The sequence below is a fragment of the Reyranella sp. genome (assembly GCF_965249915.1).
Lineage (GTDB): Bacteria > Pseudomonadota > Alphaproteobacteria > Reyranellales > Reyranellaceae > Reyranella.
Map to the genome: position 1 here is coordinate 1,586,817 of NZ_OZ252257.1, position 20,823 is coordinate 1,607,639.

Genomic DNA, 20,823 nt, shown 5'->3' on the forward strand with positions numbered 1-20,823 from the left:
TTCTACTGCTCGCGGACGTTACCGGAAGTGTCGAGGGTCACGGCGACCTCGACGTTGTTGCGCATCGCCTTGCCGGTCCAGTTGCCGGCAGTATCGCGCGTCAGCAACTTGATGCCGTTATAGCCCTTGGCTTCCAGCTGCGACTTGGCCGCGGCTTCCGCCGCCGTCGCGTTGGGCGACGTCGCGGGCAGGTTCGTGTTCGGGTTGCTGGTCTGGCCCGGCATGGAGTTCATGTCGCGGCCGGCCGGCGTGCTCGGCTGCATCGTCTGGGCGAAAGCGGCGCCGCCGACGCTGGTGATGGCAATAGCGGCGAGGGTGACGAGGGTCTTGTTCATGGTTTTCCTCCAGTGGGTTCAGCGGAAATCGTAGCGTGTGCGGGATCAACGCCTGCTCTCCGAAGGTGTTGCATCAGGACGCGGAAAGGTTTGCGCGCCACCGTCGCGATGGCTGCGCCATTATCGGCTACATAGAGCCTCGATGGACCTCGGTTCCCTGATCCTCAGCCACGCGGGACTGTTTGCCGCCGCATTTCTGGCAGCCACGATCTTTCCCTTTCAGTCAGAGCTGGTGCTGGTCGGCCTTGTGGTGGCCGAGCCCACTCACTGGGGCACGTTGCTGCTCGCGGCCTCCGTGGGAAACACGCTGGGATCGGTCGTCAACTGGGTGCTGGGGCGCCTGATCGTGCGCTTCCGCGACCGGTCCTGGTTTCCAGTCAAGCCGCGCGATTATGAACGGGTCGAGCGCTGGTACGCCCGCTGGGGCGTATGGTCCTTGCTGTTCGCCTGGCTGCCGTTCGGGGGCGACGCCCTCACCGTGGTGGCCGGCGCGCTTCGCACGCCCTTGGCTCCGTTTGTCCTGCTGGTCGCGATCGGCAAGACCGCGCGATACGCAGTCCTGGTCGCCGCGACTCTGGGCTGGCTCGCTTAGCGATAAGGGCGTGGCACCGATATTGCTTCACTTGCAGTGCTCGACACGCCAGGGGGAGGCACACATGCAGTCATCATCGATTCGCCGGCGCACAGGATTGGCGGCCCTTGCCCTGACGTTCCTGTTCGGAGGGCCCGCGCTCGCCCAGGACAAGGTTCGGTTCCAGACCGACTGGATTCCGTCAGGCGAGCACGCGATGTACTACGGGGCCTGGAGCAAGGGCATCTACGCCAAGCACGGCATCGACATCACCATCACGCGCGGCTACGGCTCGGGCGATACCGTCACCAAGGTCGCCTCGGGCGCGGCCGATTTCGGCGTCGCCGACATTGCCGCGGTGATGACGGCGCGAGCGCGCACCAACGTGCCGGTCAAGACGATCGCCGTGCTCTACAACGAGTCTCCCCATTCGCTGTTCGTGCTGAAGAGTTCGGGCATCACCAATTTCAAGGGACTGGAAGGCAAGAAGATCGGCATCACGCCGGGCAACAGCCATCGCTTCTATTTTCCCGAAGTTGCCAAGAAGGCGGGAACGGATCCCAACAAGCTGATCTGGACCAACATGGACGGGGCCGCGATGGCGGCGCAGCTCATCGCCAAGAACATCGACGCGGCGCCGTTCTATTCGATCCATTACTACTACATCAACAAGGCGGCGGTTAAGGCCGGGCAGGAGATCCTGCCCCTGCCGTTCGTGGAAGTCGGCTTCAAGATCTACGCGGCGAGCCTCATCACCACCGACAAGATGATCCAGGACAAGCCTGACCTGGTGGCGCGCTTCCTGGCCGCCACCAAGGAGGCCTTCGAATGGGCCGCGGCCAATCCGGAAGAAGCCTGCAAGCTGCACGTTGCCCGCTTTCCCGAGGTCGAGCTCGACGACTGCATGGGCAGCGTGAAAGCGGTGATGAAGTTCGTCTTCAACGACCACACCAAGGAGTTCGGCTGGGGCAAGGAAAGCCCGGACCGGCTCAAGTTCTCGTGGGAGACCATCGCCACGGCCAACGAGCTGAAGCCGGAGTTCGACTACAAGACCGCGATCGACACCAGCAAAGTTCCCAAGTGACGGGCTCGAAGTGATCTCGCTCAACCGGGTCACGCGTATCTTCAACAGCCGTGATGGCGATCAGGTCACGGCGCTGCAGGACGTGTCGCTGGAAATCGGCCGCAACGAGTTCATCACACTGGTGGGGCCGTCGGGCTGCGGCAAGTCCACTCTCCTGCGCATCGTGGCGGGGTTGATTCTGCCGACGGCGGGCCGGGCCTCGATCGGTGGGGAGCAGATCACCGAGCCGCGGGCGGAAACCGGCATCGTCTTCCAGGCGCCGACGTTGCTCCCCTGGGCCAGTGTGCTGGACAACGTGCTGTTCCCGTTGCGCATGATGCATCGCATCGATTCGACCAGCACCGACAAGGCGATGGCGCTGCTCAAGCTGGTCGGCCTCACGGGCTTCGAGGGCAAGTCGCCGCGCGAGCTGTCGGGCGGCATGCAGCAGCGGGTCGCGATCTGCCGCGCCCTGGTCCATGATCCCGACATCCTGCTGATGGACGAGCCGTTCGGGGCGCTCGACGCGCTGACCCGCGAAGAGATGACCATGGAGCTGCTGCGTATCTGGAGCGAGCGGCCCAAGACCGTCCTGTTCGTGACGCACTCGATCACGGAAGCCGTGGTGCTGGCCGACCGCGTGGTCGTGATGTCGCCGCGTCCCGGCCGCATCGCCGAAATCATCGATATCGGCCTGCCGCGCCCGCGCAGCTTCGAGACCGAAGCCGCGCCGGAATTCCACGAAGCAAGCCATCGCATCCGCCAACTCATCTTCGGAACACGCAATGTCAGTCCAGGCCGCGCCGCCGCTTGAGGAGCGGCAGAAGCCGCCCCGACGACGGAAGAAAAGCGCCGCCCTGTACGAAGTGGTGGTGCCCCTGATCGCGACGGCCGGCCTGTTCCTGCTGTGGGAAGGCGCCTGTCGCGCTTTCGGCATCCCGGGCTACCTGCTGCCGGCGCCGAGCGATATCTGGAAGGACACGATGGCCATCGGACCCACCGTGGCCGGCCATACGATGGCGACCTTCAAGACCGTCATGCTGGGCTTCCTCGTGTCGATCCTGATCAGCCTGCCACTGGCCGTCGTGTTGACCGCATCGCCGGCGATCGCGGCGGCGGTCTATCCTTTCCTGGTCTGGACGCAGTCGATTCCCAAAGTTGCACTGGCGCCGATCCTCGTCGTGCTCCTCGGGACCAACGAACTGCCGCGCATCGTGATCACCGTGCTGGTGGCGTTCTTTCCGCTCGTCATCTCCGTCGCGACCGGGCTGCTGTCCGTGCCGCCGGAACTGATCGAGCTCAGCCGGGCCTGTCGCGCTTCGAAGCTCAGCGAGCTCCTGCGCATCAGGTTGCCCTATGCCATTCCCTTCATCTTCGCTGGGCTCAAGGTGGCGATCTCGCTCGCCGTCGTCGGCGCGGTCGTGGCGGAGTTCGTCAACGCCGACGCCGGATTGGGATTCCTCATCCAGACGTCGACGGCGTTCTTCAAGGTGCCTGTGGCGTTCGGGGCGCTTATCATCCTGTCGGTGATGGGTGTGGTGCTGTTCCAGATCGTGGTCGCAGCCGAACGGGTCTTCTTCCCGTGGTCGAGCAGCAATACGACGCCGGGGGCCTGACCGGGCCGCGCAAGGGGAGAGTGTGACATGGCGAAAGCGCCGAAGCAGTCGATGACCGTGATCCGCGGTGGCCGCGTGGTCGACATCAAGGGCCATGCCGCGCCCAAGGCCGATATCCTGGTGAACGGCGATACCATCGTGGAGATCGGGTCGAAGGTCTCGGCGCCCGAGTCGGCCACGGTGATCGACGCCCGGGGCAAGCTGCTCCATCCCGGCCTGATCAACGGCCACACCCACAGCCATGGCAATCTTGCCAAGGGCATGGTCGACCGGGTGACGCTGGAGCTGCTGCTGACGGCCGGCCCCTACATGAGCGGCGCCCGCACCCTCGAGGACAAGTACCTGTCGAGCCTGATCGGCGCGTGCGAGATGGTGATGAAGGGCTGCACCGCCGCCTACGATCTCGCGGCGGAGTTCCCCATGCCGACGGCAGAAGGGCTCGCGGCGATCGGGCAGGCCTACGCCGACGTGGGCATGCGCGCCATGCTGGCGCCGATGGTGGCCGACACCAGCTTCTTCCAGGCCATTCCCGGGCTGATGGACCAGCTGCCGCCTTCGCTGCAGAAGGAAGTCGAGGCCTATCAATTCTCGCCCTACAAGGCGAGCGTGAAGCAGATGAAGAAAGCGCTGCATGGCTGGAAGCTCGACCGGCAGGGCGTGCATCTGGCGGTCGCGCCGACCATCCCGCATCACTGCAGCAAGGAATTCCTGCTGGCCTGCCTGAAGCTCGCCAAGGACTACGATACCGGCCTGCACACCCACGTTTCCGAATCGAAGGTGCAGGTCGTCGCCGGTTACCGGCTCTACGGCACGTCGCTCACCGCCTACATGGATTCACTTGGGCTGGTCGGGCCCAAGTTCACGGTGGCGCATGGTGTCTGGCTCGACGGCGACGACATGAAGCTGCTGGGCGACAAGGGCGCCTCGGTCTCGCACAATCCGGGCTCGAACATGGTCCTGGGCAACGGCATCGCCGACATGCGCGGCATGCTGGATGCCAAGGTCAATGTCGGCATCGGCACCGACGGCGCGAGCTGTTCGGACAATCAGAACATGTACGAGAACATGCGGCTGGCCTCGATGGTCTCGAAGGTTCAGGGACCCGATAACCGCGACTGGATCACGACCGAGGAGGTGCTGCACGCCGCGACGGCCGGCAGCGCCCGCGCCCTGGGGCTGGGCGACAAGATCGGCAAGCTGGAGGCCGGCTACAAGGCCGACATCGTGTTCCTGGACCTGGGCCACATCAACTGGATCCCGTTCAACGATCCGACCAACCAGATCGTCCACACCGAGGACGGATCGGCCGTGCATTCGGTGATGGTCGCCGGTCGCATGATCCTCGAGGATCGCAAGCTGCTGAATGTCGACATGGCGCAGCTCGCGCGTCTCGCCGAAAAGGCCCGCGAGCGGCTCGAGCGGGGTCGCAAGCCAGCCAAGGCGCTCTACGACAAGCTCAAGAAGGTCGTGAACACCTTCTGTCCGGGCCTCGCCAAGCAGCCGCTACATATCGACCGCTTCGGCGGCAGCCACCACCACGCCTACCACGGTCACCATCACCACTAGGCGGCGGCGACGCCGATCAGCGAGTCGTGAAGCCAGATCATGGCGGCATAGGCCGCTGTGCCGATGACCACGACGAGGACGTCGTTCTTCGACCAGCCGACGCGCGGGGCGCCCATATCGCCCCGGCGCTTGACGGCAATGCGGTCGTAGACCGCCCAGGCGAGCAGGCTGCCGAAGATCAGCATGGATCCCAGATCGCCATTCACGAGCAGATGCGCCAGCGCCCAAGCCTTCACGGCAACCAGCATGGGATGGCGGAGAAGGGACTTGATGCGGCTCGGCGGCGCGTATGTCGCGACCAGCGCAACGAAGGCGAACCATAGGAGCGCTGCCGCAATCGGATGAAAGGCGCGGAAGGGCGGGTCCCAAACCTGAATGTACCCCGCGCTGCGATAGTGCCCGAACCCAATGACGAGCAGCACGAGGCCCGCGAGCGCGATCAGGGAGTAGAGGCCCTTGTATCCACCTTCGCCCAGCCGGCCGATGATTGCCGCACGCGGTTGGCGGAGCGTGGTGAAGATGTGGATGCCGATGAACAGCACAAGGCCGAGGAGAAGAATGGACATGCCTCACGATAGCATGCCTGTCCCTCCCCAGCAGTTCGTCGGATCTGGAAATTACCGCGAAATCTGCGTGACGCTTCCGCTCGTGTCGACGGACACCGCGACCTCGGTGTCGTTCTTCGTGGCGGTGGCCTGCCAGGATCCATCGTCGCGGCGCTTGAGATCCTTGATGTTGGTATACCCGCTGGCCTCGATCTGAGTACGGGCCGACGTCGCCGTCTGGGCGGAGCCCGGCATGCCGGCCGGCGGAGCGGCCGGCGTGGTGGAGTTGCCCGTGCTCGGCGGCATCTGGGCAACGGCCATCGTGGCTGTGAGGATAAGACCCGCGGCGAGCGATAGGACGAGCTTCATGGGGACACTCCTGCGGTTATGTAAGTCCGATGCTTAATGCGGATTAGCCCACAACGTTGCATGCAACGGCCGCTGGCGTGCGGCGTTCTCTGGGAAGGTTGCGTAGTGGTCGAGGTTCTCATGAGAATTCTGCCCGTGCTTGTTTCTTCGGCCTTGATGCTGACGGTCCTTCCCGTCGTCGCCCAGCAGCTCGCGCTGGCACCCGGGAAGAGCGATTGCGGTCGCGAAGAACCCGATTCCGTGCAGATCAGCTGGGACACGCCGTGTGAAACCGGAAACTGGATCTACGAGCCGGGCGTGGGGTGTCGGATGGCGGACTGGCATCCCGACAAGGAGGACAGGGGGACCTGGAGCGGTTCATGCCGGGCAGCCCTGAAGGAAGGGACCGGAGTCGTCCAATGGACCGAGCACCGGCAACTGATCGACCGCTTCGAGGGCACCTATCGGCACGGTCGCCGGGAAGGGCCCGGACGCTACGTGTGGAACGAGACCGATCACTTCGAGGGTAGCTACTCCAACGATCTCCCAAACGGCTTTGGCACCGTCACGATTTCCGGGACGACTCTCTCCGGTGAGTGGCGCAACGGCTGCTTGAGAGTCGATGACAAGGTGGCGGCGATCGGCGTGTCGAGGGACAGCTGCGAACAGGAGCCGGAAGTCTCGGCCGAAACGGCCAGCCTTCGCTAGCTACGCGATGTTGAAGTAGTGCAGCGCCATGCCGATGAGGCCGGAGGCCACGATCGGATAGGCGGGATTGATCTTGGTCCGCCAGAGCAGCAGGAACACCGCCAGCGCGATGAGGCCGAAGAAGAACTCGGTGATGGCGCCGCGTCCCATGATGATCGCGCCGGCCAGCACGAGGCCGACGGCGACGGAGCCGAGGCCGGTCTGGATGGAAGGGCGCCAGCGCCAGGTGGCGAGGTGCGTCCACAGTCGGCCCACGAACAGGGTCAGCAGGCCGGTCGGCAGAAAGAACGCGACGAGCGCGACGAGGGCGCCTGGGAGATGGGCGACGGTGACGCCGATCGACGCCACCATCATCATGTTCGGCCCCGGCGCGAGCTGCCCCAGACTGTAGAAATGCAGCAGTTCCGGAAACGTCACCCAGTGATAGGTGTCGACCGTGAGCGTCTTCATCTCCGGGAATGCGGCCATGCCGCCGCCGACGGTGAGGAGCGACAGGTAGGCGAAGACGCCGGCGAGGTCCCAGAGCTGCTTCATGGGTTGCCCTTGTCGCGGTCGCGCGGCCGGTGCCACCAGATGGCGATGCATCCCGCCGCGAGCAGCGCGTAGGGGACCGGGACCTTGAAGAAGGCGACCGCCACGGCGGTGGCCACGACGAACACATAATCTGCAAAGGTCTTCAGCGTCTTGGCGCCCAGCTGGACCAGGACGACGAGGATGAGGCCGACCGCGCCGGCGGCAATGCCATGCAGGAAGGCCTTCGACCATGGGCCGTCTCCGCCGGCCCCATAAAGATAGCCGGCAGCGATCATGAGGCTGGCACCGGGCAGGCACATGCCCAAGGTGGCGACCAGGGCGCCCATCCCGCCGCGCAGGCGGTCGCCCACCAGGATCGACATGTTGGTGGCGTTGAGGCCCGGCAGGGTCTGGCTGATCGACAGCAACTCGACGAAGGTGAGGTCGTCGAGCCAGCGCTGACGCACGACGAGCCCGGTACGCAGGTAGGCAACGACACCGCCGCCCAGGCTGGTCGCGCCCATCACCAGGAAAACCCAGAAAAGCTTTCCGAGCGAGGGCGGGGGCGGGGAGGTTTCGACGACGCTCATTCGTGCGCTTGCGGCGGGTTGCCCTTCAGGCGGTACACCGCACCGGTCTTGGTCGTGGTCAGGGTCAGCCAGTCGGCCGCGACCTGCTGGAGCTCCAGGAAGAAGCGCTCGCAGTGGTTCAGCGACTTGTGCTTGATATCGTCGGGGCCCGCGAACCGGAGCTGGAAGGCGAATTCGCCGACAAACGCGTGATGGTCGCCGCGTGCCCGCCACAGGCCGAGATTGGCCGTCGCCGCGGTGTGGTGGCCGAAGTCGAGCAGGCAGATGTCCTGCAGCAGTTCCTCGACGATGGTCTGGTTCACCAGGGAGACGTCGTTGGGACCGTCGCAATTGACCGAGCTGAGGGTCGGGAAAATCTGCGTCAGTTCCGGCAGGGACATGTTGCCGAGCGACGACATCACGATCCGGGCGGCCTGGGGCGCCTGGCTGAGACCGAACTCGACATTGTGAGAGAGCAGGCGACGGATGCCGCCGATCCTCTCCTTGAGCGGCATCACCTCGAGCTTGAACTTGATCTTGTACTTGCCGTCGATACGCGGCCGCACGTCGAGGGCCTGGGCCTTCGCCATGTTGTCGCTGCGATACTTGAAGACGATCTCGGGATCGCCGATCGCGAAGCCGTCCTGATAGGCGATGCGGCGGCGCACGATGAAGTTGTTGTTGTAGAGGTGGTAGCCGCCGGTATCGAGGAACAGGACCTCGCGCACCTCGGGCCGTTGCTGGGACTTAGGCGTGTGCTGGTAGCCGACACCGGTAGTCGCCGCGGCGCGCTGAACGAGGGCGGCGAACTCCTTGAACACATGGGCCGAGGTGAAGCGATCGGGCTTGAGGATCAGCTTGCATTGCAGGTACTGGATTTCATCGCAGCGGCGCCCGTCGGCGTAGAGGCTGTCCTGGCGATCGCCGAGCCACTGCGCGATCTGCCCGTCATCCTGATGTGAATGCATTGTCTCTCCCTGGCGATAGCGTAGCGCCAGCCTATGGCGCTGTCATCTGGGCCGATTGGGTCGCCTTGCCGTAGGTCTCGACCTTCCCGTCGGTAAAGCAGACGTAATAGCGGTCCGACATCGACCAGGGCGTGCGGCTCCAGAAGTCCCTGAGCACGGTGTAGTAGGCGCAATCCTTGCCGGGGGTGTAGGTCGATCCTTCGGGCGGTCCCATGACGGCCCGGACCTGCTCGCGGTCCATTCCCGCCTGGAGGCGCTCGACATTGTCGCCGTGCACGCAACCGCCCAGCAGGAAGGCGGTCGCAAGCAGGCAGGCTGGATACTTCATGGCTTTCTCCTGTGATTAGTAGGGTTGGGCCTCGCCGCCAACAATTGTCGTGCAGGCGGATGGCTGGCGCAATTCCGAACGATGCGGTACGTCCGAAGGATGCAGGACCACCCCAGATTTGTCGCGCCGGGTCTCCCGGCTTCGCTGAGCGGCGCCACCGCCGGCCTGGCCGAAACCCCCATTTCCGAAGTGGCGATGACCGTGTTCGGAGACCCCGACGTCGTGCCGCTGTGGTTCGGCGAAAGCGATCTCGTGACCCCGGATTTCGTGCGCAACGCCGCGGCCAAGGGCCTGCAGGTGGGCGAGACGTTCTACACCTGGCAGCGCGGCATCCCTGAGCTGCGGAGCGCCCTGTCGGCCTACACCGAGCGCCTCTATCGCATCAATTGCCCGGTGGAGCGCCTCACGGTGACGACCGGCGGCATGCAGGCCATCCTGCTCACCTGCCAGCTGCTGCTCGATCCCGGCGACAATATCGTCATCGTCTCGCCGATCTGGCCGAACATCACTTCTGCCACCAAGCTGGTAGGCGGGGTCCCGAAGTACGTGGCGCTCGACCGCACGCCGACCGGCGGCTGGACGCTCGACCTGCAGAAGATCTTCGACGCGGTCGACGACCGCACGCGGGCGATCTTCGTCAACTCACCGGGCAATCCCACGGGATGGACCATGTCCACCGAGGAGCAGGCAGCGCTGCTCGATTTTGCGAGGAAGCGCGGCGTCTGGATCATGGCCGACGAGGTCTATGCTCGCCTGATCTACAGCAAGCGGCCGGACGGCCGGCAGGTGGCGCCGTCCTTCCTCGAACTGGCCGGACCGGACGATCCGGTCATCGTGCTCAACAGCTTCTCCAAGCCGTGGGCGATGACGGGCTGGCGCCTGGGCTGGCTCACCCATCCGGCGGCCTTGGGCGACCAGTTCGCCAAGCTGGTCCAGATCAACACCTCGGGCGTTCCCGCCTTCCTGCAGAAGGGCGCGGTGGCGGCGCTGGAGCAGGGCGACCAGTTCGTCCACGAGATGGTCGAGCGTTGCCGCGCCGGTGGAGAGCTGGTGTTTCAGCGGCTTTCCGCTCTGCCGAAGGTCACGATCGCGCGGCCGGATGCGGCCTTCTATGCCTTCTTCTCCGTGGAGGGCGTCAGCGACACGCTTGCCTTCTGCAAGACGATGGCCAAGCAGCACAAGGTCGGCCTGGCGCCGGGCGAGGCCTTCGGGCCGGGCGGGCAGGGCAATGTGCGCCTGTGTTTCGCGTCGAGCGCCGAGCGGCTCAGCAAGGGCCTCGATCGCATCGAAGCGGCGGTCAAGGCGTTGTAATGCCGGCATGCCCGAAACGCCCTCCATCGCGGTCCATCACCTGCGCAAGGTGTATGGCGAGATCGTCGCGGTCGACGATCTGAGCTTCTGGGCCCCGCGCGGGGCCGTGCTGGGGCTGCTCGGCGGCAACGGCGCGGGCAAGACGACCACCATTGCGATGCTGCTCGGGCTGCTGGAGCCGACCGGCGGTCGCATCGAGATCCTCGGCATCGACATGCTGCGGCGACGCTACGCGGCGCTGCCGCGGATGAATTTCTCCTCGCCCTATGTCGACCTGCCGCATCGCCTGACGGTGCGTCAGAATCTGCAGTTCTACGGCCGGCTCTATGGCGTGAAGGACCTGCGCCACCGCATCGAAGAGATCGCCGAGCACATGCAGGTCCAGGCCTTTCTCGACCGCCCGGCGGGCAAGCTCTCGGCCGGCCAGAAGACGCGCGTGGCGCTGGCCAAGGCGCTGATCAACCGGCCCGACGTGCTGCTGCTCGACGAGCCGACGGCGTCGCTCGACCCGGACACGGCCGACTGGGTGCGCGGCTACCTGGAAACCTACCAGCGCGAAACCCACGCCACGATCCTGCTCGCGTCGCACAACATGGCCGAGGTCGAGCGGCTGTGCGACGACGTGATCCTGCTGCAGGCCGGCAAGGTGTTCGAGCGCGGCAGTCCGCGCGAGCTGCTCGATCGGTTCGGCCGCGAGGACATGGAGGAGGTGTTCCTCGACATGGCGCGCGGTCGTGCCCGTGGGCTCGACGCCCTGAAGCCCGACAGTCAGCGGCCCGACGGTCAGAAGCCAGACGGTCGGAAGCCATGAGCGGCTCCGCCAACCGCATCTATGCCCTCGTGCTGCGCCATATCTATCTCTGGCGCAGCTCGGTGATGCGCCTGGTCGATTCGATCTACTGGCCGGCCGTGCAGATGGTGATGTGGGGCTTCATGACCCAGTATCTGCTGCCGCAGGCCTCGTTCGTGGCGCAGGCGGCGGGTGTGCTCCTGTCGGGGCTGCTGCTCTGGGAAGTCGTGGTGCGCGGCAATCTCTCGCTCTCGATCGCCTTCCTGGAGGAGATCTGGTCGCGCAATCTCGGCCATCTCTTCGTCAGCCCCATCCGCTCCTGGGAGCTGGCCACCGGCATCATCATCGCGTCGCTGTTGCGCACGCTCCTGGGCATGATCCCGGTGTCGCTGATGGCCTGGGCGTTCTTCGGCTACTCGATCTACACGCTGGGCCTGCCGCTGCTCGCCTTCTTCCTGATCCTGCAGATGTTCTCCTGGTCGATCGGGCTCGCCATGTCGGGCCTGGTCATGCGGGTGGGGCAGAGTGCGGAGAGCTTCGCCTGGGCGGCGGTGTTCGTGCTGATGCCGGTGAGCGGGGTTTACTATCCGGTTTCCGTGCTGCCGCACTGGCTGCAAGTCATCGCCTGGGGATTGCCGCCGGCCTACATCTTCGAAGGCATGCGCTCGATCATGCTGGAGAAGACGGTCCATTGGGACATGCTGGCCCTCGCCTTCGGACTGTCGGCCGTCTACCTGGTGATCGGCTTCCAGGTGTTTCAATGGTTTTTCCGCTCGTCGCGACGGGCCGGTTCACTCCTCGGTCAGGGTGAGTAGAATAGGGCCGTTTCCGGAGGTGAGTGATGCTCAAGCATGTGATGATTCCCGCTGTTCTTTCGCTCGCCGCCGCAGCGTGCTCGACCGTGGACAAACTGGGCAGCGAGCCGATTACGCCGCCCAAGCCGGTGCCGGCCTGGTCGAGCGTCTACACCGTTCCCTATGACGCGATGGTGGCCTGCCTGGCAGCCCCGGCCGCCAGCGGCTTCGTCGTGAACATCGAGCCGTCCTCGGCGCCCGGCACGACGACGGTCCTCTACGTGCCGCAGAGCGCCCCGCAGGCAGAGTCGCGCTACGTCGTGAAGCGCGTGCCCGACGGCACGATCCAGGTCGACTGGATCCGCATCGGCACGGTGGGCGGTCTCGACTGGCTCGACGTCCAGGCCCGCGAGCGCGCCAACCGCTGCGGCGGGATCGGCTGATCCGGCTACGCTACCGGGCGTTCAGCACCGCGGTGCAGGCGGCCGGCAGCTTCGGTCGGTAGGGCTTGGGCGGGGTGGTCGGCGGAACGACCGGCGCCTTGCGGAACCACGATTCCAGCGCCTCGCCGCAGCCGTCATCCTGCGCATAGTCGGCTTGCGGCTGGCATTGCGGATTGCCCGGCGGGCAGTAGAGGCGGACATGGAAATGCGAGTCGTGCCCGTACCAGGGGACGAGCTTGCGCAGCCATGAGCGGTCGCCGCCGACCGTCTGGCAGAGCCGCTGCTTGATCCACTTGTTGACGAACATGCGGTCCAGGTTCGGCATCTGCGCGGCCGTCCTCAGCAGGAATACATGCTGCTCGTTGAAGACCGAATCGTCGATCCCGCTGTCGTCGGCAAGGACCAGAGAGCGCAGGCGCGGATTCTCGCGATCCGCGGGCGTGCGACGAGCCCCGGGCTGGCGCTCGAACCAGATGTCGGCGTCGAGCCCGATCTGGTGGCTGGCATGGCCCGACGGGGCGGGGCCGCCGCGCGGCTGGCCGATGTCGCCGATATAGAGGTGCGCCTGGCCGGCAGCCCGGATCTTCTCCGACAGGGTCTTGATGAACTCGATGGTGACCGGCTGGCCCCAGTAGCGGTTGCGGCTGACCCGGATGGCCTCGTAGCCAGGGCCTTCCAGCGGCAGTGCCTGGGCGCCCTGCAGACATCCGGCAGTGTAGAAGCCGATCGATTGCGTCGGACCGGGTGCGGGCGTCTGGACCGTGGCCCAATCGTCGGCGCGGGCCGCGTTCGTCAGGAAAAGGAGAGCCGCGAGCAGCGGAACCGCGAGGCGCATCATCTTGTTGGCACGATAGTCGCTCGCTAAGACTTTGCCCATGGCCGACTACGAGTTCCTCAAGATCGACCGGCAGGGCGCTGTCACCTACCTGACATTGAACCGGCCGCAGCGGCGCAATGCGCTGACCCACCGCATGATGCTGGAACTGGAGGACGCCTTCGTCGGCGTCGGCAACGATGCCGCCTGCCGGGCGCTCGTGCTGCGCGGGGCGGGCGGGCACTTCTGCGCCGGCGGCGATCTCGACACGATGGCCGACCTTCCGCCCGTGCCGCCGGGTGGGACGGATCCGCTGCTGCCCACCTATCGCCAGTTCGGCAACGCGCTGCTGGCGCTTGATACGCTGCCGCAGGCCACGGTCGCCGTGGTCGAAGGCTCGGCGGTCGGGGCGGGCTTCGGCATGGCCTGTTGCTCTGATGTCGTGATCCTGCGCGGCGACGCCCGGTTCGGGATCCCAGAACCGCGGGTGGGGTTCATTCCCTCGCAGATCATCCCGTTCCTGGTGCGGCGCATGGGCGAGGGCGCGCTGCGCGACCTTGCCGTGACCGGCCGCGTGATCGATGCCGCCGAGGCGTACCGGCTGGGAGTCGGGGGCCATCTCTGCGCGACGGGCGCCGAGGTCGAAGCGACGCTTCAGGGTCTCCTCGATGACATTCTGAAGATGGAGCCGAAGGCGCTGGCCGTGGCCAAGCGGCTGGTGCTGTCCTGCGCGACGAAGGATGATCTCGACGTGCTGGACGAGGCGGCGGGAAACCTGGTCGGCCTGCTGCGGCAACCGGAGGCGGCCGAGGGCATCCGGCATTTCATGGCGAAGACGACGCCCTCCTGGGCCAAGAGGTAGACATGCGTAACTATCGCCACATCGAAGTGAGGCCGATCGCGGGGGCGCTGGGCGCGGAGATCCACGGCGTCGACATGGCGCAGGATCTCGATGCGGAGGTCGTGGCGGAGATGCGTCAGGCCTTCCTCGATCATCTCGTGATCTTCCTGCGCGACCAGACGGTGACGCCGCTGCAACAGCTCGCCTTTGCCCGGAAGTTCGGCGAGCCGGTCGAGTATCCGCAGCTCAAGGGACTTCCCGAGTCGCCGATGATCACCCCGGTGGTGAAGCTCGAGCACGAGCGCAACAATTTCGGCGGGATCTGGCATTCCGACACGACCTACCTGCCGGTGCCCCCGATGGGCAGCATGCTGCTGGCGCGCGAGGTGCCGGCCTTCGGCGGCGACACCATGTTCGCCAACCAGTATCTCGCCTACGAAGCGCTGTCGGACGGGCTGAAGGCGACACTCGATGGGCTGATCGGAGTCAGTTCATCGGCCAAGGCGGACGTCACCAAGACCCGCGAGGACCGCATGAAGGCCGCGGGCGCCGAGCTCAAGGTGATGACGGCCGAGCATCCGATCGTGCGCACCCATCCCGAGACCGGCCGCAAGGCGCTCTACACCTCCGACGCCCATACGGCGCACATCAAGGGCTGGACGGAGAAGGAGAGCCTGCCGCTGCTGCGCTTCCTGTGGGAGCACCAGACGCGGCCCGAGTTCACCTGCCGCTTCCGCTGGGAACCCGGCTCGCTGGCCTTCTGGGACAATCGCTGCGCCATGCATAATCCGATCAACGACTATCACGGCTTCCGGCGCGTCATGCACCGGATCACGCTCGCCGGCGACAAGCCGCGATAGAGGGAGAGGGACATGTCCGGAGCGGGAGGTTTGCTGGCGGTTCTGGTGCTGGTCGCGGCCAACGGGTTCTTCGTCGCGGCCGAATTCTCGCTGGTCGCCGTCCGCCGCAGCCGGGTCATCGAACTCGCCGCCTCGGGGCGGATCAATGCCAAGGCGCTGGTGCGGGCCCTCGACCATCTCGATTCCAACCTCGCTGCAACGCAGCTCGGCATCACCATCTCGTCCCTGGCGCTGGGCTGGATCGGCGAGCCCGCGATCGCGCATCTGATCGAAGAGCCGCTGACGCAACTCTGGGGCACGACGGCCGGCGTCAGCGCCTACGCGATCGCCGTCGGCATCTCCTTCCTGCTGATCACCGCGCTGCACATCGTGCTGGGCGAACTGGCGCCCAAGAGCCTCGCGCTCCAGCGCAGCGAAGGCACGGCCCTGTGGGTGGTGCGGCCGCTCAGCCTGTTCAGGTGGCTGCTCAGCCCGGCCATCCTCGTGCTGAACGGGATGGGCAATCTCGTGCTGAGGCTGTGCGGGCTGCGGCCGGGAACAGGGGAGGAATCCCTGCATTCGCCGGGTGAGCTGAAGTTGCTGGTCGAGGCCAGCCAGGACGCCGGGCTCCTGCAGGATGCGCAGGAAGAGGTCATGGTGCGTGCGCTCGAGATCGGCAATCGTCGCATTGGCGAGATCATGACCCCCCGAACCGAACTCGACTGGATCGACATCGACGACGGGCGCGACGAGATCGTGCGGACGGTCCTGGAGAGCCCCTACGAGCAGATGCTGGTCGGGCGCGGGAGTATCGACAACCTGCTGGGCGCGGTCACCAAGACGGACCTGCTGAACCAGATGCTGCGCGGCGGCACAATCGACCCGGGCGCCGTGGTCGTGGCGCCGCTGATGGTCCATGAGGCCATGCCGATCTTCAAGGTGCTGGAGCAGTTCAAGAAGACGCCGGTACGGCTTGCCGTGGTGGTCGACGAGTATGGCGGCATCGAGGGAATCGTCACGCAGGCCGACCTGCTGGAAGCCTTGGCCGGCGACCTTCCGGAGGCGTTGGGCGAGGATCCCGACGTCTTCGAGCGCGAGGACGGCTCGCTGCTGATCGACGGCATGGCGCCGGTGCATGCGACCCTCGACCGGCTGAAGCTCGACAAGCTGCCCGTCAGCACCAAGTTCCACACGATCGCCGGCTTCGCCCTGGCCCAGCTCGGCCATATCCCGACGGCCGGCGAGCAATTCACCTACGAGGACTGGACCTTCGAGATCGTCGACATGGACGGGCGGCGGATCGACAAGCTGCTGGTGCGCCGCACGCCGACGCTCGAGGCCTGACCCGTCAGTGTGACGACGGGGGCGCCAGCGTCAGCGTGCCGATGGCGCTGCGGGCCGTTTCGGCGCGGGTGCCGCCGATGTTGATGTAGGCGAGCTTCTGCCACGGTTCGACGAAGTTGCGCGCCCAGGGGGAGAGCATGTTTCCGGACTGCCCGAGCGGCGTGGCGAACCGGCTGTTCTCGAGATCGCTGAAATCGTAGATGCCGCGATAGCCCGCGCCGTGCACGGCGTCGAACGGCCGGTTGCCGCGGAACGAGGGGGCGGCCCGGTTCAGCGTCTGGTTTCCACCGTCCGACGGATAGCGCACCGATGCGATGTCACGCAGAAGGGGGATTCCATCGAACAGGGGATGGCGATGCACGGCGAGATGCTCGCGGCCCCATTGCCATTTGGTCATGTCGGCGCCCTGGCGGCGCGAGATCCAGTCGAGCGCGCGGTCGAGTGCCAGGGCGATCGCCTCCTCGCAGGACTCGGGCTGGCGGGTGCCGCCATCGTCGCACCAGCCCGGCTTGTCGCGCAGGATGCGCACCAGCAGAGGAACATTGGGCACGGCCAGGGAGGCATAGAGATCCTCGCCCAGCTCGTCGCCCAGCAGGCCCTTCTGGAGTTCGGCAATCCAGGCGTCGTAGATCAGCGGCTCGGGCCGGCTTGCCAGCATGAACATGTTCCAGCGCGTCAGCAGCTCGCGGGCCTGGGCGGCGCGGGCGTTGCGCGGCGTCCCCTTCAGCAGGTGGGGCAGCATCTCCGCAGCGTCGAGCGTGAGATTGTCGGCCTGCATGACGATCATGCCGTAGACCGGATGGCGCTGGACTTCGCCCAGGAGCTGGGCGGCCCGGCGCTGGCGATAGGGTTCGGCCCAGTCGCGGCTGATGAAGTGACGGTAGTCGTCGGGCACGAGCCGGCCGTTGGCGTTGACGATCACGCCGGTTCCGGGATTGTAGACCCGAGGCAGGTCGTCGAACGGCACGAAGCCCGCCCAGTCGTATTCCGAGGTCCATCCCGGTACGGGCATCGAGCCGTCACCCTTGCGCCGGATCGGCACGCGTGCCGGCGAGATCAGGCCGATGTTCCCCGAGGTGTCGGCATAGACCATGTTCTGCATCGGCGAGACGATGCGACGGGCCGCCGCCAGGAAGTCCTCCCAGTTCTGCGCCGAGCCGATGCGGCTGAAGCCCTCGGCCGAGGTGTCGGCGCCATCGAGTGCGGTCGCCTGAAGGGCAAGCACGTGTCCCTGCGGCGTGAGGTTGTCGCCGCGGCGGACGAAGTCGTCGATCACCGGCCCGTGCCGCGTCTCGCGCACCCGCATCGTGATAGGATCGCCCCAGGCGACCTTGATCGTCTCGTCGCGCACCGCGAAGGGACGGGCGCCGTCGGGCGTGATGTAGCGGTTGGGATCGGTCGGATCGACGCGCTCGACAAACACATCCTGGCTGTCGAGGTTGGTGGTCGTGAAGCCCCAGCCAATGGTGCCGTTATGGCCCAGCACCACGGCGGGCGAGCCCGGCGAGGTGGCGCCGCGTATGTCGAAGCCCGGACCGACCAGGCGAGCGAGATACCAGACACCGGGAAAGCTGAATCCGAGATGCGGATCGTTGGCGAGGAGGGGGCGTCCCGAGACCGCGTGGGCGCCCGACAGCACCCATTCGTTGGAGGCCTCGCGCTTGCGCGTCACCTCGTTGTCGGTGCCATGGAAGAGGCGGTCGAGGTCGATGCCCTTCGTCGCCGCCATGACCATCGAGAGGGTCGAGTCCTTGCTATCACCGGAGGGCTGGATCAGGAACTTCACCCCGTCCTCGCCGATCTTCTGCGACAGCCGCAGGCGCAACAGCTCGGCGCGCCAGTTGCCGTCGAGGCCGAGCGCCATGAGCTTGGCCCAGACCAGAGAATCGGCCGGCCGCCAGGGCTCGGGGCGGTAACGCCCGCCGGACAGGAGCTTGATCAGCGTCAGTTCCAGCCCGTACTGCTGGGCGTCGTTGGAGATCCAGGCATTCACGCCCGCGGCATAGGCGTCGAGCTGGGCGCGCATGGCCGGCGACAGCGCGCCCACGCTTTCGTTGGCACGACGGTAGACGCCGAGGCCGCGCATCGTGCGGTCGGTGTCGACCAGTCCCTGGCCGACCACGGCCGGCGGCACGAGTTCTGCGAGACGTCCCTGGCCGATGCGGCGCATCAACTCCATCTGCCAGAACCGGTCCTGGGCATGGACGTAGCCCAGGGCGAAGGAGGCATCCTCGATCGACCCCGCGATGATGTGCGGCACGGCATTCTTGTCGCGCAGGATCTCCACGGGCGCCTTGAGGCCCGCCGCCTCGAGCTGGCCCGCGTAGCTCGGCAGCGCGCCGCGCACATGGAAGTACGTGCCGGCCAGCAAGACCGCGACGGCCAGCGCCGTGCCGAGCAGGAACTTTCCGAGAAAGGCTGCGACGCGGACCAACAGCCTCACCGGGTCAACCGCCCAGATAGGAGAGGATCGCGTCGCGGTCGCCGTCGAGGTCCGGTGCGGCCGGGCGGCTGGTCGGATCGGGGAAGGCCGACATCTTGAGCGGGTTGCCGGCCAGCTTCAGCGTGCCGCCGCTGCCGTCCGGCACGTCGACCAGCATGTTGCGGGCGGCGACCTGCGGATGCTCGATCGCCTGCGCGATGTTGTTGATAGGGCCGCAGGGCACGCCGCCCTTGGACACGACGGTGATCCAGTGCTCGGTCGTGTTCGTCTTGAGAACGGACTCGATCTCCTGCTTCAGCTTCTGCTGGCTCTTCTGGCGCAGCGCGTTCGACTTGTAGGCGGGATCGGTCGCCATGTCGGAACGGCCGAGCGCCTCGCACATCTTGATGAACAGGCTGTCGTTGCCGGCCGCGATGATCATCGAGCCGTCGGACGTCGCGAAGGCCTCGAACGGCGTGATGGTCGGATGGCGGGCACCGAGCGGGCCGGGGATTTCCTTCTCGACCGTGTAGCGCATGATCGCGTTCTCGAGCAGCGCGAGCTGGCAGTCGAACATCGCGATGTCGACCTTGGTCGACTCGCCGGTCTTGAGCCGGTGCACGAGGGCGGCGTTGACGGCAACGGCGGTATAGAGGCCGGCGCCGATGTCGCCGATCGACATGCCGACCCGGCTCGGCGGCTGGCCCTCGTTGCCGGTGATGCTCATGATGCCGCCCTGGCCCTGCATGACCATGTCGTAGGCGGGGTCCTTCGAGTTGGGACCGGTGTGGCCGAAGCCCGAGGCCGAAGCGTAGATCAGCTTGGGATACTTGGCATGCAGCGTCTCCCAGCCGTAGCCCAGCTTCTCCATCGTGCCGGGGCGGAAATTCTCGACGACCACGTCGGCCTTCTCGAGCAGCTTCTCGAAGATCTTGCGGTGCTCGTCGTTCTTGAGGTCGAGCGCGATGCTCTCCTTGCCGCGGTTCACCGACGCGAAATAGGTCGACTTGCCGTTCACGAAGGGACCGTAGGCGCGGGCATCGTCGCCGCCCTTGGGCGGCTCGACCTTGATCACCCGGGCGCCCATTTCGGCCATCAGAAGGGTGCAGTAGGGGCCCGCCAGGATGCGGGAGAGATCGACGACGAGAATGCCCGACAGCGGGCCCTTGGTATTCTGGGTCATGCCCGGTTCTTAGCCAGTGGACCGCCGCGAATCCAGCCACACGTTGACCGCCGCCGCCGAGATCACGATGACGCCGCCGAACAAGGTGAGATCGTCCGGCTTTTCGCCATCGAACAGCCACACCCAGACCGGCCCCAGCACCAGCTCCAGCAGGCCGAGCAGGGCCGCCTGCGCGGCGGGAATGCGCTTCAAGCTGGCCATGTAGAGCAGTAGACCGACCGCCAGCTGACCCGGGCTCAGGGCGAAGAGCCAGGGGAGCTGCGACCAAGTGACGTTCTCGGGGTGGGCGAAGGGCAGCGCCACCAGGCCGGAGATCAGGCCGGCCAGCCAGATCGAAGGCGTCATGCCGATGTCGCGGCGGTGGCGGACGACGACGTAGTTGCCGCTCATGCACAGCACGACGATGAAGGCGACCGCCATGCCGGCCAGGGCACCGGGCTGCAGGGAGCCGGCGACGCTGATCGCCAGGCCGACGACCGCCACGGCCATGGCGAGGATCGTGTGACCATGCAGGGGCTCGCGGAGGAACAGGCGGGCGGCGATGGCGGTGATGAAGGGCGTCGCGCCGAACATGATCAGCACGTTGGCGACCGGCGCCAACCCCAACGCCAGGATGAAACTGACGAAGCTTCCTGCGAGCAGAAGGGCGCTGAGCAGCAGGGCAGGGCCGCCGTTGCGGATGTCGATCAGTATCTGCCGGCGCTGCCAGACCAGAAGCGGCAGCATCGTGGCCACGAGGAGGGCCGAGCGCCAGAAGGACACGTCCCATGCAGGAAGGTCGATCCGTCGAACGATGACGCCTGCCGTGCTGAAGGTGATAGCGGCAGCGACGGCGAACAGCACACCGAGCAGAGGGGAACTTGGCAAGGTGGCGAGCGTTTTCATGCGAACCAAAGCGTGAATACGGACCCA

Annotated in this window: 24 protein-coding genes; 13 read left to right on the plus strand and 11 right to left on the minus strand. The window is 66.2% G+C overall.

All coding sequences use genetic code 11. The features are described 5' to 3' along the window. Window positions 1–2 precede the first annotated feature (2 nt). A complete protein-coding gene (locus ACP15H_RS07935; RefSeq protein WP_425065663.1) occupies window positions 3–335 on the minus strand; it encodes a hypothetical protein in 333 nt (110 codons plus the stop codon). A gap of 142 nt (window positions 336–477) precedes the next feature. On the opposite strand from ACP15H_RS07935, the gene ACP15H_RS07940 reads away from it, so the two are divergent. The 5 genes from ACP15H_RS07940 (at window position 478) to ACP15H_RS07960 (ending at window position 5,151) form a co-directional block, all read left to right on the plus strand. Beyond that, the gene (locus tag ACP15H_RS07940) at window positions 478–927 is read left to right on the plus strand and encodes a YqaA family protein (protein ID WP_425065664.1); all 450 of its coding nucleotides are present in this window, start codon (window positions 478–480) and stop codon (window positions 925–927) included. Between the two features lie 64 nt (window positions 928–991). Continuing rightward, the gene (locus ACP15H_RS07945) at window positions 992–1,990 is read left to right on the plus strand and encodes an ABC transporter substrate-binding protein (RefSeq protein ID WP_425065665.1); all 999 of its coding nucleotides are present in this window, start codon (window positions 992–994) and stop codon (window positions 1,988–1,990) included. 10 nt (window positions 1,991–2,000) lie between these two features. Beyond that, entirely contained in the window at window positions 2,001–2,783 is a 783-nt protein-coding gene (locus ACP15H_RS07950; protein ID WP_425065666.1) for an ABC transporter ATP-binding protein, read from the plus strand. Beyond that, window positions 2,755–3,585 carry an ABC transporter permease gene (locus ACP15H_RS07955; protein ID WP_425065667.1) on the plus strand — a complete coding sequence of 277 codons (831 nt, stop codon included), beginning with the start codon at window positions 2,755–2,757 and terminating at the stop codon, window positions 3,583–3,585. Before ACP15H_RS07950 ends, ACP15H_RS07955 begins: the two co-directional genes overlap by 29 nt. Window positions 3,586–3,612: 27 nt before the next feature. Next, complete coding sequence (locus ACP15H_RS07960; RefSeq protein ID WP_425065668.1) at window positions 3,613–5,151, plus strand: amidohydrolase family protein; 1,539 nt, start codon at window positions 3,613–3,615, stop codon at window positions 5,149–5,151. Here ACP15H_RS07960 and ACP15H_RS07965 read toward each other — a convergent pair. Then, window positions 5,148–5,717, minus strand: a complete 570-nt coding sequence (locus ACP15H_RS07965; RefSeq protein ID WP_425065669.1) for an NnrU family protein — start codon at window positions 5,715–5,717, stop codon at window positions 5,148–5,150. The genes ACP15H_RS07960 and ACP15H_RS07965 overlap by 4 nt on opposite strands. A gap of 51 nt (window positions 5,718–5,768) precedes the next feature. Beyond that, the gene (locus tag ACP15H_RS07970) at window positions 5,769–6,065 is read right to left on the minus strand and encodes a PepSY domain-containing protein (RefSeq protein ID WP_425065670.1); all 297 of its coding nucleotides are present in this window, start codon (window positions 6,063–6,065) and stop codon (window positions 5,769–5,771) included. Between the two features lie 105 nt (window positions 6,066–6,170). Between ACP15H_RS07970 and ACP15H_RS07975 the strand changes: the two genes are divergently transcribed. Continuing rightward, entirely contained in the window at window positions 6,171–6,752 is a 582-nt protein-coding gene (locus ACP15H_RS07975) for a hypothetical protein (protein WP_425065671.1), read from the plus strand. Here ACP15H_RS07975 and ACP15H_RS07980 read toward each other — a convergent pair whose 3' ends face one another. Genes ACP15H_RS07980 through bamE form a run of 4 tightly spaced genes read right to left on the minus strand, consistent with a single transcriptional unit; the run spans window position 6,753 to window position 9,130 of the window. Beyond that, window positions 6,753–7,286, minus strand: coding sequence for a chromate transporter (locus ACP15H_RS07980; protein WP_425065672.1), 534 nt, complete (start codon window positions 7,284–7,286; stop codon window positions 6,753–6,755). After that, on the minus strand, window positions 7,283–7,855 hold the full coding sequence (locus ACP15H_RS07985) for a chromate transporter (RefSeq protein ID WP_425065673.1): 573 nt from the start codon (window positions 7,853–7,855) through the stop codon (window positions 7,283–7,285). Before ACP15H_RS07985 ends, ACP15H_RS07980 begins: the two co-directional genes overlap by 4 nt. Further along, window positions 7,852–8,802, minus strand: a complete 951-nt coding sequence (locus tag ACP15H_RS07990; protein WP_425065674.1) for a hypothetical protein — start codon at window positions 8,800–8,802, stop codon at window positions 7,852–7,854. Before ACP15H_RS07990 ends, ACP15H_RS07985 begins: the two co-directional genes overlap by 4 nt. Before the next feature lie 31 nt (window positions 8,803–8,833). Continuing rightward, complete coding sequence (gene bamE, locus ACP15H_RS07995) at window positions 8,834–9,130, minus strand: outer membrane protein assembly factor BamE domain-containing protein (RefSeq protein WP_425065675.1); 297 nt, start codon at window positions 9,128–9,130, stop codon at window positions 8,834–8,836. Window positions 9,131–9,325: 195 nt separating this feature from the next. Here bamE and ACP15H_RS08000 point away from each other — a divergent pair, with 195 nt between their 5' ends. Genes ACP15H_RS08000 through ACP15H_RS08015 form a run of 4 tightly spaced genes read left to right on the plus strand, consistent with a single transcriptional unit; the run spans window position 9,326 to window position 12,468 of the window. Further along, window positions 9,326–10,441 carry a pyridoxal phosphate-dependent aminotransferase gene (locus tag ACP15H_RS08000; protein WP_425065676.1) on the plus strand — a complete coding sequence of 372 codons (1,116 nt, stop codon included), beginning with the start codon at window positions 9,326–9,328 and terminating at the stop codon, window positions 10,439–10,441. A 7-nt stretch (window positions 10,442–10,448) separates the two neighbouring features. Then, window positions 10,449–11,252, plus strand: coding sequence for an ABC transporter ATP-binding protein (locus tag ACP15H_RS08005; protein ID WP_425065677.1), 804 nt, complete (start codon window positions 10,449–10,451; stop codon window positions 11,250–11,252). Further along, window positions 11,249–12,046, plus strand: a complete 798-nt coding sequence (locus ACP15H_RS08010) for an ABC transporter permease (RefSeq protein WP_425065678.1) — start codon at window positions 11,249–11,251, stop codon at window positions 12,044–12,046. Before ACP15H_RS08005 ends, ACP15H_RS08010 begins: the two co-directional genes overlap by 4 nt. 26 nt (window positions 12,047–12,072) lie before the next feature. Beyond that, on the plus strand, window positions 12,073–12,468 hold the full coding sequence (locus tag ACP15H_RS08015) for a hypothetical protein (protein WP_425065679.1): 396 nt from the start codon (window positions 12,073–12,075) through the stop codon (window positions 12,466–12,468). A gap of 10 nt (window positions 12,469–12,478) precedes the next feature. On the opposite strand, the gene mepA is transcribed toward ACP15H_RS08015, so the two are convergent. Beyond that, window positions 12,479–13,345, minus strand: a complete 867-nt coding sequence (gene mepA / locus ACP15H_RS08020) for a penicillin-insensitive murein endopeptidase (RefSeq protein ID WP_425065680.1) — start codon at window positions 13,343–13,345, stop codon at window positions 12,479–12,481. On the opposite strand from mepA, the gene ACP15H_RS08025 reads away from it, so the two are divergent. Genes ACP15H_RS08025 through ACP15H_RS08035 form a run of 3 tightly spaced genes read left to right on the plus strand, consistent with a single transcriptional unit; the run spans window position 13,344 to window position 16,306 of the window. After that, on the plus strand, window positions 13,344–14,144 hold the full coding sequence (locus ACP15H_RS08025; protein ID WP_425065681.1) for an enoyl-CoA hydratase/isomerase family protein: 801 nt from the start codon (window positions 13,344–13,346) through the stop codon (window positions 14,142–14,144). The two genes, mepA and ACP15H_RS08025, sit on opposite strands and share 2 nt — an antisense overlap. Before the next feature lie 2 nt (window positions 14,145–14,146). Continuing rightward, window positions 14,147–14,983 carry a TauD/TfdA dioxygenase family protein gene (locus ACP15H_RS08030; protein ID WP_425065682.1) on the plus strand — a complete coding sequence of 279 codons (837 nt, stop codon included), beginning with the start codon at window positions 14,147–14,149 and terminating at the stop codon, window positions 14,981–14,983. 12 nt (window positions 14,984–14,995) lie between these two features. Next, window positions 14,996–16,306, plus strand: a complete 1,311-nt coding sequence (locus tag ACP15H_RS08035; protein WP_425065683.1) for a hemolysin family protein — start codon at window positions 14,996–14,998, stop codon at window positions 16,304–16,306. Window positions 16,307–16,310: 4 nt separating this feature from the next. Here ACP15H_RS08035 and ACP15H_RS08040 read toward each other — a convergent pair whose 3' ends face one another. From ACP15H_RS08040 to ACP15H_RS08050, 3 genes are read right to left on the minus strand one after another with little or no spacing between them, the layout of a single operon-like run. Next, on the minus strand, window positions 16,311–18,749 hold the full coding sequence (locus ACP15H_RS08040) for a penicillin acylase family protein (protein ID WP_425065684.1): 2,439 nt from the start codon (window positions 18,747–18,749) through the stop codon (window positions 16,311–16,313). 4 nt (window positions 18,750–18,753) lie between these two features. After that, a complete protein-coding gene (locus tag ACP15H_RS08045) occupies window positions 18,754–19,911 on the minus strand; it encodes a CaiB/BaiF CoA transferase family protein (protein ID WP_425065685.1) in 1,158 nt (385 codons plus the stop codon). A gap of 9 nt (window positions 19,912–19,920) precedes the next feature. Next, window positions 19,921–20,796, minus strand: a complete 876-nt coding sequence (locus ACP15H_RS08050) for a DMT family transporter (RefSeq protein WP_425065686.1) — start codon at window positions 20,794–20,796, stop codon at window positions 19,921–19,923. Window positions 20,797–20,823: the final 27 nt, after the last annotated feature.

Coding starts and splice junctions, on each gene's coding strand:
- ACP15H_RS07935 (WP_425065663.1), bottom strand. CDS start 335: ATGAACAAGACCCTCGTCACCCTCGCCGCTATTGCCATCACCAGCGTC.
- ACP15H_RS07940 (WP_425065664.1), top strand. CDS start 478: ATGGACCTCGGTTCCCTGATCCTCAGCCACGCGGGACTGTTTGCCGCC.
- ACP15H_RS07945 (WP_425065665.1), top strand. CDS start 992: ATGCAGTCATCATCGATTCGCCGGCGCACAGGATTGGCGGCCCTTGCC.
- ACP15H_RS07955 (WP_425065667.1), top strand. CDS start 2,755: ATGTCAGTCCAGGCCGCGCCGCCGCTTGAGGAGCGGCAGAAGCCGCCC.
- ACP15H_RS07960 (WP_425065668.1), top strand. CDS start 3,613: ATGGCGAAAGCGCCGAAGCAGTCGATGACCGTGATCCGCGGTGGCCGC.
- ACP15H_RS07965 (WP_425065669.1), bottom strand. CDS start 5,717: ATGTCCATTCTTCTCCTCGGCCTTGTGCTGTTCATCGGCATCCACATC.
- ACP15H_RS07970 (WP_425065670.1), bottom strand. CDS start 6,065: ATGAAGCTCGTCCTATCGCTCGCCGCGGGTCTTATCCTCACAGCCACG.
- ACP15H_RS07980 (WP_425065672.1), bottom strand. CDS start 7,286: ATGAAGCAGCTCTGGGACCTCGCCGGCGTCTTCGCCTACCTGTCGCTC.
- ACP15H_RS07985 (WP_425065673.1), bottom strand. CDS start 7,855: ATGAGCGTCGTCGAAACCTCCCCGCCCCCGCCCTCGCTCGGAAAGCTT.
- ACP15H_RS07990 (WP_425065674.1), bottom strand. CDS start 8,802: ATGCATTCACATCAGGATGACGGGCAGATCGCGCAGTGGCTCGGCGAT.
- bamE (WP_425065675.1), bottom strand. CDS start 9,130: ATGAAGTATCCAGCCTGCCTGCTTGCGACCGCCTTCCTGCTGGGCGGT.
- ACP15H_RS08000 (WP_425065676.1), top strand. CDS start 9,326: ATGACCGTGTTCGGAGACCCCGACGTCGTGCCGCTGTGGTTCGGCGAA.
- ACP15H_RS08005 (WP_425065677.1), top strand. CDS start 10,449: ATGCCCGAAACGCCCTCCATCGCGGTCCATCACCTGCGCAAGGTGTAT.
- ACP15H_RS08010 (WP_425065678.1), top strand. CDS start 11,249: ATGAGCGGCTCCGCCAACCGCATCTATGCCCTCGTGCTGCGCCATATC.
- ACP15H_RS08015 (WP_425065679.1), top strand. CDS start 12,073: ATGCTCAAGCATGTGATGATTCCCGCTGTTCTTTCGCTCGCCGCCGCA.
- ACP15H_RS08025 (WP_425065681.1), top strand. CDS start 13,344: ATGGCCGACTACGAGTTCCTCAAGATCGACCGGCAGGGCGCTGTCACC.
- mepA (WP_425065680.1), bottom strand. CDS start 13,345: ATGGGCAAAGTCTTAGCGAGCGACTATCGTGCCAACAAGATGATGCGC.
- ACP15H_RS08030 (WP_425065682.1), top strand. CDS start 14,147: ATGCGTAACTATCGCCACATCGAAGTGAGGCCGATCGCGGGGGCGCTG.
- ACP15H_RS08035 (WP_425065683.1), top strand. CDS start 14,996: ATGTCCGGAGCGGGAGGTTTGCTGGCGGTTCTGGTGCTGGTCGCGGCC.
- ACP15H_RS08045 (WP_425065685.1), bottom strand. CDS start 19,911: ATGACCCAGAATACCAAGGGCCCGCTGTCGGGCATTCTCGTCGTCGAT.
- ACP15H_RS08050 (WP_425065686.1), bottom strand. CDS start 20,796: ATGAAAACGCTCGCCACCTTGCCAAGTTCCCCTCTGCTCGGTGTGCTG.